This is a genomic window from Marinomonas sp. 63XJN7_9_ISO-PGPR-S23-217 (assembly GCF_056173515.1).
This window is the reverse complement of sequence record NZ_CM149678.1, coordinates 2,926,641-2,942,213: the sequence shown is the minus strand read 5'-3', so window position 1 is coordinate 2,942,213 and position 15,573 is coordinate 2,926,641. Positions and strand designations below refer to the sequence as shown.

Below are 15,573 nucleotides of genomic sequence, written 5' to 3'. Positions count from 1 at the left end.
TTATTTCGAGCGTGGGTTGAAGGGGAGTAAGCGTTCATTCTACGCCGTTATTTCATCCCATCTTTTCGCACTCTAAACTGGACTCCGTTTTCATCTCATCACCGATAACGGAGTCCAACCCATGACCAAGCCTTATATCCGCCGCTCTTCCTCTGAATGGCAACAAATCATTAATGATCAAACCAAGTCTGGCTTATCCGCCCCTCAATACTGCGAACAGCATCAGGTGAGTTACGCCAGTTTTAGTAAATGGCGTCAGCATTTTTCGGGAACTAAAGCATCGCCAGATTCTAGTCACTCAGACTTTATCGATCTCAGTCAGGTGCCCACTCTCTCAGGTACTGGACGTTGGAACATTACCTTGTGTTTAGGCGATGGTGTTGAGCTTCGATTGAGTCGTGACTGATGTTCCTGCCCGATCCCAATGCTAAAATTTGGTTGCATACCCAACCCACTGATATGCGTAAATCCTATCGTGGCTTATTAGTGCATATTCCGCTGATTCCGGACACCGGTACCGTTTTAATCCGGACACCTTTTTCTCTTCATTTTCTCAGTCTCTAGTTTTACTCCATGTGTCCGGATTGCGCCAGTTTTCTCATCGATTCTCCTCCTAGTTCTATGCGGTGACTGTTGTGGATTAAACGGTCCAGTAAAGCGTCCGCAACCGTGGCATTGCCTATCATGTTGTACCACTCTTTCACTGGCAGTTGACTGATCATGATCGTGCTGCTGGTTTGGTAACGATCTTCTAAAAGCTCTAATAAATGGCCTGCATGATCGGCACTGAGTTTTTCCATCCCCCAGTCATCGAGTATCAGCAGCTGCTTTTTGGCGAGGGCGGCAAGTTGTTTTTGATAGGTGCCGTCTAAGCGGCCAAGGCTGAGGTCATCCAGCAGTCGACTCAGGCGCAGATAGCGAACGCTATAAAGTTGCTCGCACGCCTGTGAGGCAAGGGCGCAGGCAACATAGGTTTTGCCCGCGCCCGTTGGGCCTGTGATGAGGATATTTTGATGCTTTTGCAGGTAACCTCCTGTCAACAGTTCTCCTAGTTGGATGCGCTTTAGTCCACGCCCTTCTTTGTAGAGTAGTTGGCTGGCGCTGGCTTCTACGCGCAGTTTTGCTTGTCGTTTGAGCCGTTCGATTTTGCCATGATTTCTGCCTAGCAGCTCACTGTCAAGGAGCAGTGTGAGACGTTGCTCGAAGTCCAGTTCTCCATAGGTGGTTAACTGTTCTCGTTGTTGTTCTAACGCGGTAACGGCATGACTCAGTCGCAGCATTTTGAGTTGTTCAGTCAGGTGATTCATGTTGTTCTCCTAGTGGTAGCAGTGTGGCCCGCGAACATTGCTGTGCGGGGTGTCGGGTGTCGAGTCAGAAGGAAGAGACAGTGTGCCTTCCCGATGATGATCGAGCAGATTTCGGATAAAGCGCAGAGAAGGTTTGTTGACCAGTAAGGCATCCTGACAGGCTTGCTCTAGGCGGACATCCCCATGTTTGCGCGCGAGACTCAGTATGCCAAGACAGCGACGAGTGGCTTGGGCTGGATGGGCTTTGGACAGGATCTGTTGTTTGATGACGTTTTCGGTGGCGACACCAATCTGCTTGCTCCATCCGATTAAGCGTTCTGGTGACCATTTTTGATGTTGATGATGGCTCGGCATATGTTCCATGTGGGTGCTCAGACCATAGTCTTTTCGGCTGATTGGGTGAGACGAGACGGGCTGACCTTGATGGAAGATTTGTATGATCTGCGACGTCGCTTCCAGCGTCACATATTGACCCACAAGCTGATGCGGTACCGAGTAATAATGCTTTGCGTACTCAATGTGGTAATCCGGTCCCACTTTGGCGCGTTTATGTTCTGTGTAGACATACTTCTGCATCGGTAACGGTTTCAACGCGGGTTTATCGAGGGTGTCAAAAAGGGCTTGGCGACTCACGCCAATCTTTTGCATCGGCCGTTGGTTCAGAGCGTTCATCAGCTCTCGAACCGCATTATTCAGCTCTCTTAGGGTATGGAAGGTGCGATGACGAAGGCGCATCATGATCCAGCGTTCGACAATCAGAACCGCATTTTCGGCCTTGGCTTTGTCTTTGGGTTTATAGGGACGAGCCGGCATAATGGCGGTTTGATAGTGATGCGCTAACTGACGATAACTGTCGTTGAGTTTCGGCTCATAACGATCTGTTTTTGTCACGGCAGCTTTTAAGTTGTCTGGCACCAATAAAGCGGGAACGCCACCGAAGTGTTCAAACGCATTGGCGTGACACTGTAGCCAATGCTCCAGCTTTTGACTTTCGCTGGCTTCAACGTAGGTGTAGTTAGACGCTCCCAGTGTGGCGACAAACACTTGTGAGTGGCGAACGTCGCCCGTTTCCGGATTGACGATCGGGATAGTCGGTCCGCAATAATCAATGAATAACTTGTCACCTGCGGTATGGAGTTGACGCATACTGCGTTTTTGTGTGGCGAGCCAACGACGGAAGTACTCGCAGAACTGGCTGTAGCCATAAGTGCGCTCTTGGTGCTCGGCAACATATTCTTCCCACAACAATTGCTTCGTCGCCCCTTTGCGCTTGAGTTCGATAAAAAAGTACGCAAAGTCCGGCATCACTTTCAGGCGATTAGCCGGTTTTTCTTGATACAGCGCTTTAGACAGATCGGTATCGGAAACGTCACTGGCAAGGGGCCAATAATAGTCACTTTGTTTGAAACGAGTCAGGACATCGGACACGGTAGAGCGGCCGACATTCAAACAAGAAGCAATCTGCCGCGTGGATAAATGGCACTCATGTTTGAGACGCAAAATCTCTTTAATATTGGTCATTGAGGTTCTCTTTCTGGTCATGATCACTTCCTGGCAACGTATTAGGTGTAACCAAGTGTAGTGAGCGATTGATTTAAAAGAGAAAACGAAGGGATTCCGGTGAATCCGGACAGGGTTTACGCTAATCCGGACAGGGATTCCGGGGAAAGCCAAAAAGTGTCCGGTTTAGAGCGTAATAGGTGTCCGGATAAAAACGGAATGGGTGTCCGAGTTATATCGGAATGGGTGTCCGGATTGCTCCGGTATATGCAATTAGGGCTGATCAAACAACACCTCAAAGAGAACCCACTCATCGGGTATTTTGTGTTCATTAATCGACGCAAAACGCAGATGAAAATTCTCTATTTTGACACCTCGGGTTACTGCATTTGGTGCAAACGCTTGGCTCAAGGTCAGTTCCATTACCAAGAATCAGCGAACGATAAATACGCCCTCAGTACACTGGAATTACAGCATCTGTTGGCGGGTATAAAAGTCGAAAAATATCGTCAATTTAAACGCTACAAGCGAGCATCATGACAAGTTGGATGGTATAATCCAACCCTATGAATGATGCCTCTTATCGACCTATTTTACCGTTTAAAAACATCGACTTGCTTCACACGAATGAGGTCGATAAGTTACGTGCCGAAGTCGAGGCCATGTCTGTCACTATCCGCCAATATGAAGCGGAAGTTCGCCTGTTAAAGCGTAAGCGTTCATTCTAGGGCTATCATTGATAGCCACTGACTCAGAGTAAGGGCGATTTCAACGGGTTGTCTGCGAACAGTTGCTTCCATCGTATTGGTGTTAAGTCCGCGATGTCTTTGGCTGGATGCTGGCTGACTCGTTGTAGGACATCCGTCAGGTAGACGTTGGGGTCGATGTCGTGCAGCTTGCAGGTGCTGATCAAGCTTTGGATGATGCCGACATGTTCGGCGCCCAGTTCTGTCCAACAGAAGAGCCAATTCTTCTTACCCATTGGGATGGGTCTTATCTCTCGCTCTAGGTGGTTGGTGTCCATGGCAACGTTTGGATTTTCCAAAAAGACCATCAGTTGGCGTTTGCGCTTTAAGGTGTAGTTCAACGCTTTCATCCAGGTATCGTCTGGTAATAGGTCAGCCCGTTGGGTTTGTTCTTCGCAGAAGGCAAAAAATTGATCCACTAAGGGCTTACTGTGTTGCACTCGGTAATCTTGTTTTTTCTCATCTGACCAACCTTTCTGTTTGATATGGCTTTCGTACTGGTACAAGGCGGCAATCAGGTTCAGCGCGTGGGTGACGGCCTCGGTTTCTTCCATTTCGGCTTTCAGTAGCTGACGACGCATGTGCACCCAACACTGAGCATGAGTGACCTCCGGTGAGGTGGCTTCGTAACGACTGTAAGCGGCATAACCATCGGTCAGTAAGGTACCCTGCCAAACATGATCCAGTAAGTCTTGGATGTGTTTCATGCCACGGCTTTGGGAGAAGGTAAACACCACTTCGTCCTGCTCGCCATAGATGGGCCAAAAATACGCTTGCTTCATTTTGCCGGGTTGGTTGCCTACCCCAGGCTGGCGGGTGGCTTTTATCGGTGTCTCATCCATGGCCAGTACCTTGCTGTCCAGCACACTAATCAGTTGCTCTACCACAATGGGTCGTAACAGTTCGATCCCGCGTTTGGTGAGGTTTGTGAGCGTTGCACGACTGAGGGTGATGCCGGAAGCGCTAAGCTGTTGGTGTTGACGATAAAGGGGTAAGTGATACAAGAACTTATTAACCAGTAAGCCAACGATAAAACTCACATCCGCGAGGGAACTGTCAAAAATCAGATCCGGCTGTGGCGCGGTAATGAGCTGTTTACTGGTTTTGTGCTTCACCACCTGACGTTTGGTGATGACGACTTCATAGGCACTGGTTTTTTGTACGATGCGGCTGACGTCTTTGAAGCCGACTTCTTCGTATTCGTGCGCATTGGGGCCTTGTAATTCGTCCGCTAAGATAACCTTTTCACGAACCGGTATAGACTCATCAAAACGCAATCCGGTGATGTTAATTTCATTGCCTTTACGAAACTTGGGCGCTTTGCCACGAACATTGGCAGACTCAGGTTTGTCCTTCTCAACGATAGACTCTTCTTCTACGCGGGTTGGTTCGGCTGACATCGGACCCACGATATCAGCGAGGGCTTGTTGATCTGGTGTGAGTAAGGTACGACGTTCGCTTTTCGGCCCAAATAACTCACGCTTTAGCATGTGCACTTCCGCTTCGTATTGGCGGATTCTTGAAGACATAGCTTCGTTTTCAGCACGCAGTTTTTCGACCTCATTCGTGTGAAGCAAGTCGATGTTTTTGAAGGGTAAAATAGGTCGGTAAGTGGCGTCATTCATGGGGTTGGATTATACCATCCAACTTGTCATGATGCTCGCTTGTAGCGTTTAAATTGACGATATTTTTCGACTTTTATGCCCGCTAAGAGGTGCTGCAATTCAATCACACTTAGGGCGTGTTTAGCGTTTTCTGATGACGCATAATTGAACTGCCCCTGCGACAGTCGTTTACACCAAATGCAATAACCAGAGGTGTCAAAATAGAGGATTTTCATCTGGGTTTTGCGCCGGTTAATGAAGACAAAATACCCGATGAGTGGGTTTTCTTTGAGGTGTTGTTTGATCAGCCCTAATAAGCCACGATAGGATTTACGCATATCTGTGGGTTGGGTATGCAACCAAATTTTAGCATTGGGATCGGGCAGGAACATCAGTCACGACTCAATCGAAGCTCAACACCATCACCTAAACACAAGGTAATGTTCCAACGTCCAGTACCTGAGAGAGTGGGCACCTGACTGAGATCGATAAAGTCTGAGTGACTAGAATCTGGCGAGGCTTTAGTTCCCGAAAAATGCTGACGCCATTTACTAAAACTGGCGTAACTCACCTGATGCTGTTCGCAGTATTGAGGGGCGGATAAGCCAGACTCGGCTTGATCGTCAATGATTTGTTGCCATTCAGAAGAAGAACGACGGGTATAGGGTTTGGTCATGGGTTGGACTCCGTTATCGGTGATGAGATGAAAACGGAGTCCAGTTTAGAGTGCAAAAAGATGGGATGAAATAACGGCGTAGAATGAACGCTTACGAAGGGGATGCGTTTTATGATGGTTGAGTGTGTTAGAGTCCCAATTCTTTCTTAACGACTGGAAGAGCCGGTTGACCACTAAAAGTAGTAACACCTTGAAGCCACTGGGTTAATATTTTAGGGTGCGCTTTTATCCAGTTTTCTGCAGCCACGCGAGATTTTTGATTCTTCTGCTTTGCATCGGCAATGATTTGGTTTTCCATGTTTAAGCTAAATTTGAGATTGCTGAGCAATTTCCCCACATTAGGGCAACTTTTTGAGTAGCCCTTGCGAGTGACTGTATGAATCGTTGCGCTGCCATAATTAGGGCCAAAATATTTATCGCCACCGCTTAAGTATTTCAAGTGGAACCTAATGTTCATTGGGTGCGGTTCCCACGCTAAGAAAACGATAAACTTATCTCTTTTGATGGTTCGAGCCACTTGAGATAGCATGGCTTGCTCACCAGATTCCACGAGTTGCCATTTTCCTAAATCGAAATCATTGGTATTGATCATTTTTTGCAGTTTTTGGTTGGCTGGTGAGCCAGCGCCAATACCATAAATTCTTCGATGGAACTTATCAGCAAATTTATGTAAATCGGAGAAGTCTTTTACCCCAGCTTTATAGACATAGTCAGGCACGGCTAATGTGAACTTTACACCCTCTAAATTGGTTTTCACTACGTCAATGCTGCCTTTGAATTTCTTCATAAAAGCTGATTGAGCAGGCATCCAATTTCCCATAAATACATCAATTTTACCGTTTCTAATACTTTCATAGGTAACTGGTACACTGAGTAGAAAAACATTCGTTTTGTAACCCATTGCTTGCAATAACGTGGTCGTAATACCGTTCGTTGCACCAATGTCTGACCAGCCTGGGTCACTTAATGTGACGTCCTGACATTGCTTTGGCTCTTGAGCGAAGGCCATACTAGAGCTGATAAGCAGTGCTGAGCTAGCTGCGGCGACCAGTAATCGTTTGGTAATTGGTGATGTTATCATTGGGCTGCTCCTGTGTGTTGATATTTGCTTTCGTTATTTATAGTTATTAGAGGGTTATGATACTTTTGGAAATCTCGAACGTTGTTCTAAGACATCCAAGTCAATGTGGTTGCGCATATACATTTCACTGCTATCAAAAATAGGTTGATGATCCCAGGGTGTTTTTTTGCCAGTATTCATCGATTTGACAATAAGTCGACGACGTCGTTGACTGACTAAAACCTCTTGGGTCAACTTATCTGAATCCCAACGACCGATGGCTTCCTGTCTAAAGGTATTGAGCTGGTCACTGAAGCCAGGGTTTGTTGCGAGATTAGTAAGTTCTTGAGGGTCATTTTCTAAGTCAAATAGCTGTTCTGGGTCGGCTTGACAGTAGATGTATTTGTATTGTCCACGGCGGATCATAAAGAGTGGTGCAATGGTGCCTTCGCCAAAGTATTCTCCAATCACCTCATCATGCCCACCTTCAAGTCCTTTTAAGTGAGGCATCAAGCTTTGACCTTGAATGGGCATGGCATAGGTGTGGTCTTGGCAGTTGGTGGCAATATCTAGAAAGGTAGGCAACAGGTCCATGGTCGAGACGGACTCTTTGACCCGCTTAGCGCTGAAATGCTTTGGTGCGTGAACAATCATGGGGACTCGAGCTGAGCCTTCAAAGAAAGACATTTTATACCAAAGATTGCGTTCGCCCAGCATGTCACCATGATCTCCAGAAAAGACAATGATGGTGTTGTCATCTAAGCCAGTGTCTTGGAGTGTTTTGAGCAGTAGGCCAATTTTATCATCTACATAACTAATGGCGCCGTAATATGCCCGTCGGGCATTGCGTATTTGCTGTTCGCTAATGTCTTGATCATGATAGGCATAAACTGCTTGTAGGCGGGCCGAATGCGGATCCTGATCGGCTTTGCTAATGGTGACTTTCGGTAGGTCTATCTCTTCATCTTTGTATCTATCCCAGTATTCTTGCGCAATGGCATAAGGATCATGTGGGTGTGTCATAGAGACAGTGAGACAAAAAGGCCTATCTTGGTTGCTTCTAACGTAGTCAAAAAGATAACGTTGGGCATGAAACGCCACTTCATCATCAAAATCTAACTGATTGCTTCTTATGCAAGGTCCTGCTTGTGTGACAGAGGACATATTGTGGTACCAGGTAGGTCGAGTCTTTAAGTCATCCCAGTTTGGAAACCAGCCATAGTCGGCAGGGTAGATATCAGTTGTCAGTCTTTCTTCAAAGCCATGGAGTTGATCGGGTCCGCAGAAATGCATTTTACCAGATAGAGCTGTTTGGTAATTTTGCGCCCGCAGATAGTGTGCAAAGGTGGGAATGTCGGCAGGAAAGTCGGCGGCGTTATCGTATGCCCCTATCTTGCTTGGTAATTGCCCCGTCATTAACGTGTAACGAGAAGGTGCGCATAAAGGGCTATTACAATAGGCGGAATCAAAGACGACTCCTTCATTGGCGAGCTTGTCTAAGTGGGGGGTTTTGACAATGGGATGGCCATATACCGACAGTGCTGAGGCGGCCATTTGATCTGCCATAATAAAAAGAATATTCGGTTGCTTTGTTGTCATAACTACCTCTAATGGAGTGAGTGCTAAAGTAAGCGTTAATGGTCTCGTGTTGGATAAGATCTTATTAGGTTGCGCTATGAAAAATGCCCTGTAAACTGACTAAAATATTATGCATGGGATAAGTATTACTTATGTTAATGGATTCAGAGTTGCCGCCACTGCAATGGCTTGTCGTTTTTGAGGCATCGGCGAGGTTGCTGAGTTTTACCGCTGCTGCCCACGAGTTGGGCACCACCCAGCCAGCGGTAAGTCAGCAGATACGGGCTTTAGAGAAATCTCTTGGGGTGGCTTTGTTTGAGCGCATCTATCGTGGTGTGGTGTTAACAGATGCTGGTCATATTTTGCTAAAAACGACACAGTCAAGTTTGCGAGATTTGCGAGAAGTCTTGCAAAAAATCAAGCAAAAATCCGCGCCGCGTCGAATTACTGTGGTCACTGATTTTGCTTTTGCTGCTTTTTATCTGATGCCACGGTTGCCAGAATTTCGAGGCTTGCATAAAGAGATTGATATTCGCATACAAACATCCCAGTCAGGGACGGATTTGCCTTCAATGGATTCGGACGTGGCAATTTTATTTGGTGAAGGGGTTTATCAAGGGTACCGGTCGGAAAAGTTGTTGTCCGAAAAAGTCTATCCAGTGTGTAGTCCAAAATTGTTTGAGGAGTTTTCTGGTTTTACGGTTCTTACCGATATGGTAAAGGCGCCTTTGCTGAAATTGAATGCAGATATAAGTCAAAAATGGATGGATTGGGAGCAACTTTTTCATTTGCATGGTGCCCAATGGCAACCATCTGATTCTGTGATGGAGTTTGATAATTATACCCTTTTGGTGCAAGCTGCTATTTCAGGACAGGGGATTGGTCTTGGTTGGTCACCTCTGTTGGATGATTATATAAAAAGTGGCGTATTGGTCGCTTTGCCCCATTTTACCGTAGAGTCTAATAACGGATACCACATTGTGCAGTCTAATCATCATGTGCCATCAGATTCTACTAAGGACTTTCTAGATTGGCTCAAAGCCTAAAGCGACAGTCGCGATGATTCTTAAGGTGCTAGTTTTGTTGAGGCTATGGAACGTCGTAAGACGTCCCATAGGAAATGGCAGGCATAGTGAAAATTAGTCTAAAATTTGAGCAGTGTGGTCTTTTGTCTTCACTTTCTCAATGATTTTGCTAATGACACCTTTTTCATTAACAACAAACGTGGTACGAACCGTCCCCATAAATTCACGTCCCATGAATTTTTTAAGCTGCCATGTGCCATAGAGATCATGTACTACTCGCTCAGTATCGGCAATTAAAGAGAAAGGGAGTTCGTTTTTAGCGATAAAGTTTTGATGGCGTGTTTCACTGTCTGTGCTGACACCCAGAACCACATAGCCTTTTTCCAGCAGCTCTTCGTAATTATCGCGCAAGTTACAAGCCTGAGCAGTACAACCAGGCGTGGAGTCCTTTGGGTAAAAATATAAAATCACCTTTTTGCCTTTAAATTGGCTTAGGGTGATGTTTTCGCCGTGTTGGTCTCTTGCTAAGAAGTCAGGGGCAATATCGCCAACTTTTAGTGACATACTTTCATCTCCGGTTCCGTTATGGTTAAGGTAAAAAATCTCTTAATATTATTAGCTTATCAACAGTCGAGAGAAAAATCCCCCTCAAAAATCGCTTCCTTGTAATTTACTCGTGCTTTACGTCCCTGAATGATTGTTAAACCTTAGTCTGAACGGTACTATATGCACGCTTATAATTAATTGGAGGCTCAAAATGATCACAGGCAGTTTAGTCGCTCTCATTACCCCTATGACATCAGATGGAGCGGTTGACGCAAAAAAGTTAGATGATCTGATTGAGTTTCATATTAAAGAAGGAACTCACGGCATTGTTGCTGTTGGCACGACAGGTGAGTCTTCCACATTGACTCATGAAGAGCATGCCAATGTTATCCGCCAAGTGATTGCAACCGTGAATGGCCGGATTCCGGTGATTGCCGGAACGGGTGCGAACTCCACACACGAAGCCATTGATTTAACACGCCAAGCCAAAGAAGCTGGTGCAGACGCATGTCTATTAGTGACGCCATATTACAATAAACCGACTCAAGAAGGGCTTTTTCAGCATTTCAAGGCCATTGCCGAAGCCGTTGATATTCCGCAGATTCTGTATAATGTACCGGGTCGTACCGCTTGCGATATGCAAAATGAGACGGTAGTACGTTTATCTCGTCTTCCCAATATCGTTGGCATTAAAGATGCAACAGGTAATTTGGAAAGAGGTAAAGCCCTCATTGAAGCTGTGCCGAGCGATTTTTTTGTCTATTCAGGTGATGATCCTACTGCAGTAGGTTTGATGCTATTGGGTGGCAAAGGGAATATTTCTGTGACGGCGAATGTTGCTCCTAAAGCGGTTGCTAAAGCGGCAGAGTTGGCGATAGCAGGAGACGCTCAAGGCGCTCATGAAATTGATCAAACCATTTCACCTTTGCATATGAATCTGTTTGTCGAATCCAATCCAATTCCTGTTAAATGGGCCTGTGCTCAAATGGGATTGTGTGGTACAGGCATTCGTTTGCCTTTGACAGAACTGTCGGCAGCCCATCATGAAGCAGTGAAACAAGCGATGGTTCAAGCAGGAATCCTTTAATGAAAAATACTTCTTTTAAACTGGCCAGTGCTGGTGTACTAGCATTGGCAATGTCTGGCTGTAGCTCCATATTGACCAATCATACGAACGATTATCAATATGCCGTTTCCAACACCACTAAATTGCAAGAGCCACCGGGTTCGCTTCAAGTGCGCGATGACTTGGTGATTCCTAATGCAAGCGAAATCCCTGATATTAAAAAAACAGGGAAATTTGTTACGCCTAGAGCCCCTTTTATCTTCTACCCAATGACTAAAATCCCCGTTTCTAGCGAGCCTGACCGGATGGTCTTTGATGTGCCTGCTGGGTTGGATAAAACCAAAGAGATGATCAAGGGCTTTTTAGGGGCTTTGCATGGTCAGGGGGATGCCATAGCAAGGGATAAAGACAATAAAATAATCAGTGTTCCCTTTGAATTTGAGAAAGAAGGTTTTTGGGCATCAGTTGCTAGTACCTTTACCCGCAATTTTCCTGAAAAAACGGTCTTCGCCTTTACCTTTAAACCTTCTGGTAATGACACGATTGTATCAATGCAGTTTAAGCAGCAAGAGCAAGGTAAGGATGTAACATCTTGGCTAAGCCCAGAGAAAGATCCTAAACGCTATACTGATGCTGTGCGTTTGTGGGGTAATTTGGGCCGCCAAATCAGTGAAGCGTCCGCCTATCTTTCTCAGCGCGGTGAAAACTCGCCATTTCCAATTTGGGTGGATCACAGAGGGATTTTCGCCGTTCACCTTAAAACAACGACAGATGTGGCGGCTCAAATAAAAGCGGCAGGGTTACATTTTGTTGATGGTCAACCAAATATGTTAGCGATTGATAAGCAAGACACTCAGTCTAGTATGCAACTGGATGAACAGACGTTTCCGTATAAAATACAAACCCAGCGGGATGGTAAGTTTTTAGTGATCGATGCGTCTAAAGTGACGGATCCCGAATTGGCGTCGTTCCAATTGGTGCAACGCTTTATAGCGAAATAAGATTAACCCTCACAGCAAAAACCGGAGATTCTCCAATGGAAAAACGACAAGAGCTATATGCAGGTAAAGCCAAATCTGTCTTTGAAACAGATGACCCTGACAAGATGGTTCTGCTGTTTCGTGATGATACGTCAGCATTTGATGGTAAAAGAATTGAACAGCTTGACCGTAAGGGCATGGTGAACAATAAGTTCAATGCTTTCATCATGACAAAGTTGCAAGAAGCTGGCATTCCAACGCATTTTGAAAAATTGTTAAGTGACACAGAAAGCCTTGTTAAGCGCCTTGATATGATGCCAATAGAGTGCGTTGTCCGTAACGTAGCGGCAGGCAGTTTGTGTCGTCGTCTTGGGGTGGAAGAAGGGCTTGTCCTAACGAAACCAACCTTCGAGCTTTTCTTGAAAAATGATGCGCTTGGCGACCCCATGATCAACGAGTCTCATGTTGAGGCTTTTGGTTGGGCAAAGGCCAGTGATTTGGCAAAAGCAAAAGAGCTTACCTTTAAAGTAAATGATGTTTTAAAAGCATTGTTTGCTGATGGTGGCATGATGCTGGTTGACTATAAGTTAGAGTTTGGTCTGTTTAAGGGAGAAGTTGTTTTAGGCGATGAGTTCTCTCCAGACGGCTGCCGTTTATGGGATGCCAAAACTAAAGAAAAATTAGACAAAGATCGTTTCCGTCAAGGGTTAGGTGGTGTCATTGAGGCATACGAAGACGTAGGTCGTCGTATTGGTATTGATTTTGACGCCTAACGCTTGGTGACGTCGTAAATGATGAGGGAGGCTTTTATGCCTCCTTCATTTTTCGTATATAAGGACTCACTTTGATTAACTTTCTTCCCGTTCTTATTGGCTTACGCTATGCGAGAGCAAAGCGTTCCAATCATTTTATTTCCTTTATTAGTTTTTCTTCTGTTGCAGGGCTTGCTCTGGGGGTGACGGTATTAATTACAGTACTGTCCGTTATGAATGGCTTTGATCGTGAACTTCAGCAACGCATATTAGGAATGGTTCCTCAAGCCACCTTGTGGGGAAATCCCACTTTGCCACATTGGCAAGAGGATATGAAAAAAATTGAAGCGATGCCTGGTGTTAAAGCGGTTGCTCCCCATACTGAAGCGCAAGTGATGTTCCAAGCTGGCTCAAGTGTTCATGGGGCGTTGCTTAATGGTATTGATCCAAAAATGGAGCAAAAAGTCTCTATCATTGGTAAGCACATGATACAAGGCTCGTTAGAGGCGCTTAATACAACACCTTACGGCATTGTCTTAGGATCTCAGCTGGCACAAATGTTACAAGTGGGAGTAGGTGACAAGGTTACCGCTATTCTGCCTAGGGCCAATGTATCGATTGCGGGCATTTCTCCAGAATTAAAACGTTTTACCGTGGTGGGGATTTTTCAAATTGGCGCTCAGTTGGATGCCTCTTTAGCGTACATAAATTACAAAGATGCTGCTCGCTTGAAGCGTTACCAACCTAATCAAGTCGAAGGGCTGCGTATTAGTTTTGATAATTTGTTTATGGCGCCAACTAAAATTTGGCAGATTGCTCGCGCTATTCCAGGAGAAAATCGCGTCAGTGATTGGACCAGCACGCAGGGGAATTTATTCCATGCGATTAAAATGGAAAAAACCATGATCGGGCTGTTGTTGCTACTCATCGTTGCGGTAGCAGCGTTCAATATTGTATCTACCTTGGTTATGGTGGTGACCGATAAGCGCAATGACATTGCTATTTTGCGAACTATGGGACTGACATCTCGGCAAGTCATGTGTGTTTTTATTGTTCAGGGTATGTTTATTGGTTTAGTCGGCACCTTAATTGGTCTAGCCTGCGGCATTACATTGGCGCTGAATGTTAGTACCTTAGTGAATTGGTTGCAGGAACTATTGCATGTGCAATTTTTAAGTCCAGAAGTGTATTTCATAGATTACTTACCTTCACAGCTTGAATGGTCTGACGTCAAAGTGATTGTTTCCAGTGCATTTATTATGACAGTGGCAGCGACTATTTATCCCGCATGGCGAGCATCAAAAGTCGAACCAGCCGAGGCGTTACGCTATGAATAAAGACATTGTTTTAGAGTGCCAGAGCTTATCTAAACACTATAAAGACGGTAAGCAGGTCGTTAACGTATTTGAATCCATCGATTTTGCTTTGCACAAAGGGGAGGCCTGCGCCATCGTGGGGGCGTCGGGTTCAGGTAAGACAACCTTGTTAAATCTGCTGGCTGGCTTAGATCTCGCCACCAGTGGTGAAGTGAAGTTGGCAAATGTGTCTTGGGCGAGCCTTAAAGATTCAAAGCGTGCCATGATGAGAAATAAAGACATGGGCTTTGTTTATCAATTTCATCATTTACTGCCTGAGTTCACCGCGCTTGAGAATATTATGATGCCAATGTGGATTGCTGGCGTTGCAAAATCGGTCGCTATTGAGCAAGGTAATCAATTGCTTGCCCAGGTCGGCTTAGCAGAACGTGGCAATCATAAACCCGCGCAGCTTTCTGGTGGCGAACGTCAGCGGGTTGCTATTGCTCGTGCTTTAGCGAACAAGCCAGCCTGTGTGTTGATGGATGAACCAACGGGGAACTTGGACGAAACTACCTCTCAGGAAATTCAAAAGCTGATTAATGAATTGAAAATTAGCCATAATATGGCTTTCCTGGTGGTGACTCACGATGAGAAAATGCTTGGCTGGATGGACAGTGCCTTTCGTTTATCAAAAGGTCAGCTTAAGCCGATTCTTGGAGAAATTAAATCCATTCGTGATGAGTGACGTTGTCATGCTAGAAACTCTGTATTGAAGATGTTAATACGAGTCGTGTATCGAAGGCATTAATAAGCAAAAAGCCGCTTTTAGAATCTCTAAGCGGCTTTTTTATAATTTAGCTTTTTGCAGTGTTCAGCTATTGGGTTACGCTTTGTTGGTCCAAGATTATGAACGACTTGCCTTGCGATTCTTCCAACGTTTGATAACGTGTAAACGCCACACGAACAAAATAGCAAAGTAGGCCGCCACGCCGCAGACCAAGCCAGCGGTGGCTGAACCAACGTACAGCGGTAACCAAATGTGTTCAAGCTTGGCCCAAATCCACTCGACGGAGAGATGGAAGTTTTTTTGGCTATCTGAGCCAAGTATCCATGTTCCTAATTTGTAATTAAAATAAAAGACAAAGGGCATCGTCAGTGGGTTAGTTATCCAAACAAGGGCGATAGACAAAGGAATATTCGCTTTGATTGGAATGGCTACAAGGGCAGACGCAAGCATTTGAAAGGGCATTGGGATAAAAGCCCAAAACAACCCATTTAAAAAGGCTTTTGCAACAGATCGGCGACTAAGATGCCAGAGGTCAGGCTCATAAATCTGACTTCCTAATAAGCCTAGGGCTTTGTTTTGTCTTAGTTTTTCGGGATTTGGGATAAATTTTTTTATATAGCGCTTTGGCATAAGCTGTCAATGTCAAGT

At 45.4% G+C, this 15,573-nt stretch carries 19 protein-coding genes; 10 read left to right on the top strand and 9 right to left on the bottom strand.

Translation table 11 applies throughout. The features are described 5' to 3' along the window. The first annotated feature begins 121 nt into the window (after window positions 1-121). Both tnpA (AC0VYI_RS13755) and AC0VYI_RS13750 read left to right on the top strand, forming a co-directional pair. Window positions 122-406: an IS66 family insertion sequence element accessory protein TnpA gene (tnpA, locus tag AC0VYI_RS13755; RefSeq protein WP_475443565.1), complete on the top strand. Its 285-nt coding sequence runs from the start codon at window positions 122-124 to the stop codon at window positions 404-406. After that, window positions 406-564, top strand: a complete 159-nt coding sequence (locus AC0VYI_RS13750) for a hypothetical protein (RefSeq protein ID WP_475443563.1) — start codon at window positions 406-408, stop codon at window positions 562-564. Before tnpA (AC0VYI_RS13755) ends, AC0VYI_RS13750 begins: the two co-directional genes overlap by 1 nt. Before the next feature lie 2 nt (window positions 565-566). Here AC0VYI_RS13750 and istB read toward each other — a convergent pair whose 3' ends face one another. Both istB and istA read right to left on the bottom strand, forming a co-directional pair. After that, window positions 567-1,307, bottom strand: a complete 741-nt coding sequence (gene istB / locus AC0VYI_RS13745) for an IS21-like element helper ATPase IstB (protein ID WP_475443432.1) — start codon at window positions 1,305-1,307, stop codon at window positions 567-569. Window positions 1,308-1,316: 9 nt separating this feature from the next. Continuing rightward, entirely contained in the window at window positions 1,317-2,849 is a 1,533-nt protein-coding gene (gene istA, locus AC0VYI_RS13740; RefSeq protein ID WP_475443430.1) for an IS21 family transposase, read from the bottom strand. Between the two features lie 213 nt (window positions 2,850-3,062). On the opposite strand from istA, the gene tnpB (AC0VYI_RS13735) reads away from it, so the two are divergent. Continuing rightward, on the top strand, window positions 3,063-3,347 hold the full coding sequence (gene tnpB / locus AC0VYI_RS13735) for an IS66 family insertion sequence element accessory protein TnpB (RefSeq protein ID WP_475443562.1): 285 nt from the start codon (window positions 3,063-3,065) through the stop codon (window positions 3,345-3,347). Window positions 3,348-3,373: 26 nt separating this feature from the next. After that, window positions 3,374-3,535, top strand: coding sequence for a hypothetical protein (locus AC0VYI_RS13730; RefSeq protein ID WP_475443561.1), 162 nt, complete (start codon window positions 3,374-3,376; stop codon window positions 3,533-3,535). A gap of 23 nt (window positions 3,536-3,558) precedes the next feature. Here AC0VYI_RS13730 and tnpC read toward each other — a convergent pair whose 3' ends face one another. The 5 genes from tnpC to betC form a co-directional block, all read right to left on the bottom strand. After that, on the bottom strand, window positions 3,559-5,178 hold the full coding sequence (tnpC, locus tag AC0VYI_RS13725; RefSeq protein ID WP_475443559.1) for an IS66 family transposase: 1,620 nt from the start codon (window positions 5,176-5,178) through the stop codon (window positions 3,559-3,561). Window positions 5,179-5,204: 26 nt separating this feature from the next. After that, window positions 5,205-5,549 (bottom strand): IS66 family insertion sequence element accessory protein TnpB, encoded by a 345-nt coding sequence (gene tnpB / locus AC0VYI_RS13720; protein WP_067021190.1) that lies wholly within the window; start codon window positions 5,547-5,549, stop codon window positions 5,205-5,207. Further along, window positions 5,549-5,833, bottom strand: coding sequence for an IS66 family insertion sequence element accessory protein TnpA (gene tnpA / locus AC0VYI_RS13715; RefSeq protein WP_475443557.1), 285 nt, complete (start codon window positions 5,831-5,833; stop codon window positions 5,549-5,551). The genes tnpB (AC0VYI_RS13720) and tnpA (AC0VYI_RS13715) overlap by 1 nt, the downstream gene beginning before the upstream one ends. A 127-nt stretch (window positions 5,834-5,960) precedes the next feature. Then, window positions 5,961-6,914 carry a choline ABC transporter substrate-binding protein gene (gene choX / locus AC0VYI_RS13710; protein ID WP_475443556.1) on the bottom strand — a complete coding sequence of 318 codons (954 nt, stop codon included), beginning with the start codon at window positions 6,912-6,914 and terminating at the stop codon, window positions 5,961-5,963. Between the two features lie 54 nt (window positions 6,915-6,968). After that, window positions 6,969-8,492 carry a choline-sulfatase gene (gene betC / locus AC0VYI_RS13705; RefSeq protein ID WP_475443554.1) on the bottom strand — a complete coding sequence of 508 codons (1,524 nt, stop codon included), beginning with the start codon at window positions 8,490-8,492 and terminating at the stop codon, window positions 6,969-6,971. 131 nt (window positions 8,493-8,623) lie between these two features. Between betC and AC0VYI_RS13700 the strand changes: the two genes are divergently transcribed. Next, a complete protein-coding gene (locus tag AC0VYI_RS13700) occupies window positions 8,624-9,517 on the top strand; it encodes a choline sulfate utilization transcriptional regulator (protein ID WP_475443552.1) in 894 nt (297 codons plus the stop codon). Window positions 9,518-9,610: 93 nt separating this feature from the next. Here the strand turns inward: AC0VYI_RS13700 and bcp are convergent, their stop codons facing one another. Then, window positions 9,611-10,060: a thioredoxin-dependent thiol peroxidase gene (bcp, locus tag AC0VYI_RS13695; protein WP_199475854.1), complete on the bottom strand. Its 450-nt coding sequence runs from the start codon at window positions 10,058-10,060 to the stop codon at window positions 9,611-9,613. Window positions 10,061-10,253: 193 nt separating this feature from the next. Between bcp and dapA the strand changes: the two genes are divergently transcribed. The 5 genes from dapA (at window position 10,254) to AC0VYI_RS13670 (ending at window position 14,883) form a co-directional block, all read left to right on the top strand. Further along, a complete protein-coding gene (dapA, locus tag AC0VYI_RS13690; protein WP_199475853.1) occupies window positions 10,254-11,129 on the top strand; it encodes a 4-hydroxy-tetrahydrodipicolinate synthase in 876 nt (291 codons plus the stop codon). Continuing rightward, window positions 11,129-12,109 carry a hypothetical protein gene (locus AC0VYI_RS13685; protein WP_475443550.1) on the top strand — a complete coding sequence of 327 codons (981 nt, stop codon included), beginning with the start codon at window positions 11,129-11,131 and terminating at the stop codon, window positions 12,107-12,109. Before dapA ends, AC0VYI_RS13685 begins: the two co-directional genes overlap by 1 nt. A gap of 35 nt (window positions 12,110-12,144) precedes the next feature. Continuing rightward, window positions 12,145-12,861 carry a phosphoribosylaminoimidazolesuccinocarboxamide synthase gene (gene purC, locus AC0VYI_RS13680; RefSeq protein WP_199475851.1) on the top strand — a complete coding sequence of 239 codons (717 nt, stop codon included), beginning with the start codon at window positions 12,145-12,147 and terminating at the stop codon, window positions 12,859-12,861. A gap of 71 nt (window positions 12,862-12,932) precedes the next feature. After that, window positions 12,933-14,177 carry a lipoprotein-releasing ABC transporter permease subunit gene (locus AC0VYI_RS13675; RefSeq protein ID WP_199475850.1) on the top strand — a complete coding sequence of 415 codons (1,245 nt, stop codon included), beginning with the start codon at window positions 12,933-12,935 and terminating at the stop codon, window positions 14,175-14,177. Further along, window positions 14,170-14,883, top strand: a complete 714-nt coding sequence (locus AC0VYI_RS13670) for an ABC transporter ATP-binding protein (protein WP_475443547.1) — start codon at window positions 14,170-14,172, stop codon at window positions 14,881-14,883. The genes AC0VYI_RS13675 and AC0VYI_RS13670 overlap by 8 nt, the downstream gene beginning before the upstream one ends. 159 nt (window positions 14,884-15,042) lie before the next feature. On the opposite strand, the gene AC0VYI_RS13665 is transcribed toward AC0VYI_RS13670, so the two are convergent. Next, window positions 15,043-15,555 carry a DUF2062 domain-containing protein gene (locus AC0VYI_RS13665; protein WP_475443545.1) on the bottom strand — a complete coding sequence of 171 codons (513 nt, stop codon included), beginning with the start codon at window positions 15,553-15,555 and terminating at the stop codon, window positions 15,043-15,045. Window positions 15,556-15,573: the final 18 nt, after the last annotated feature.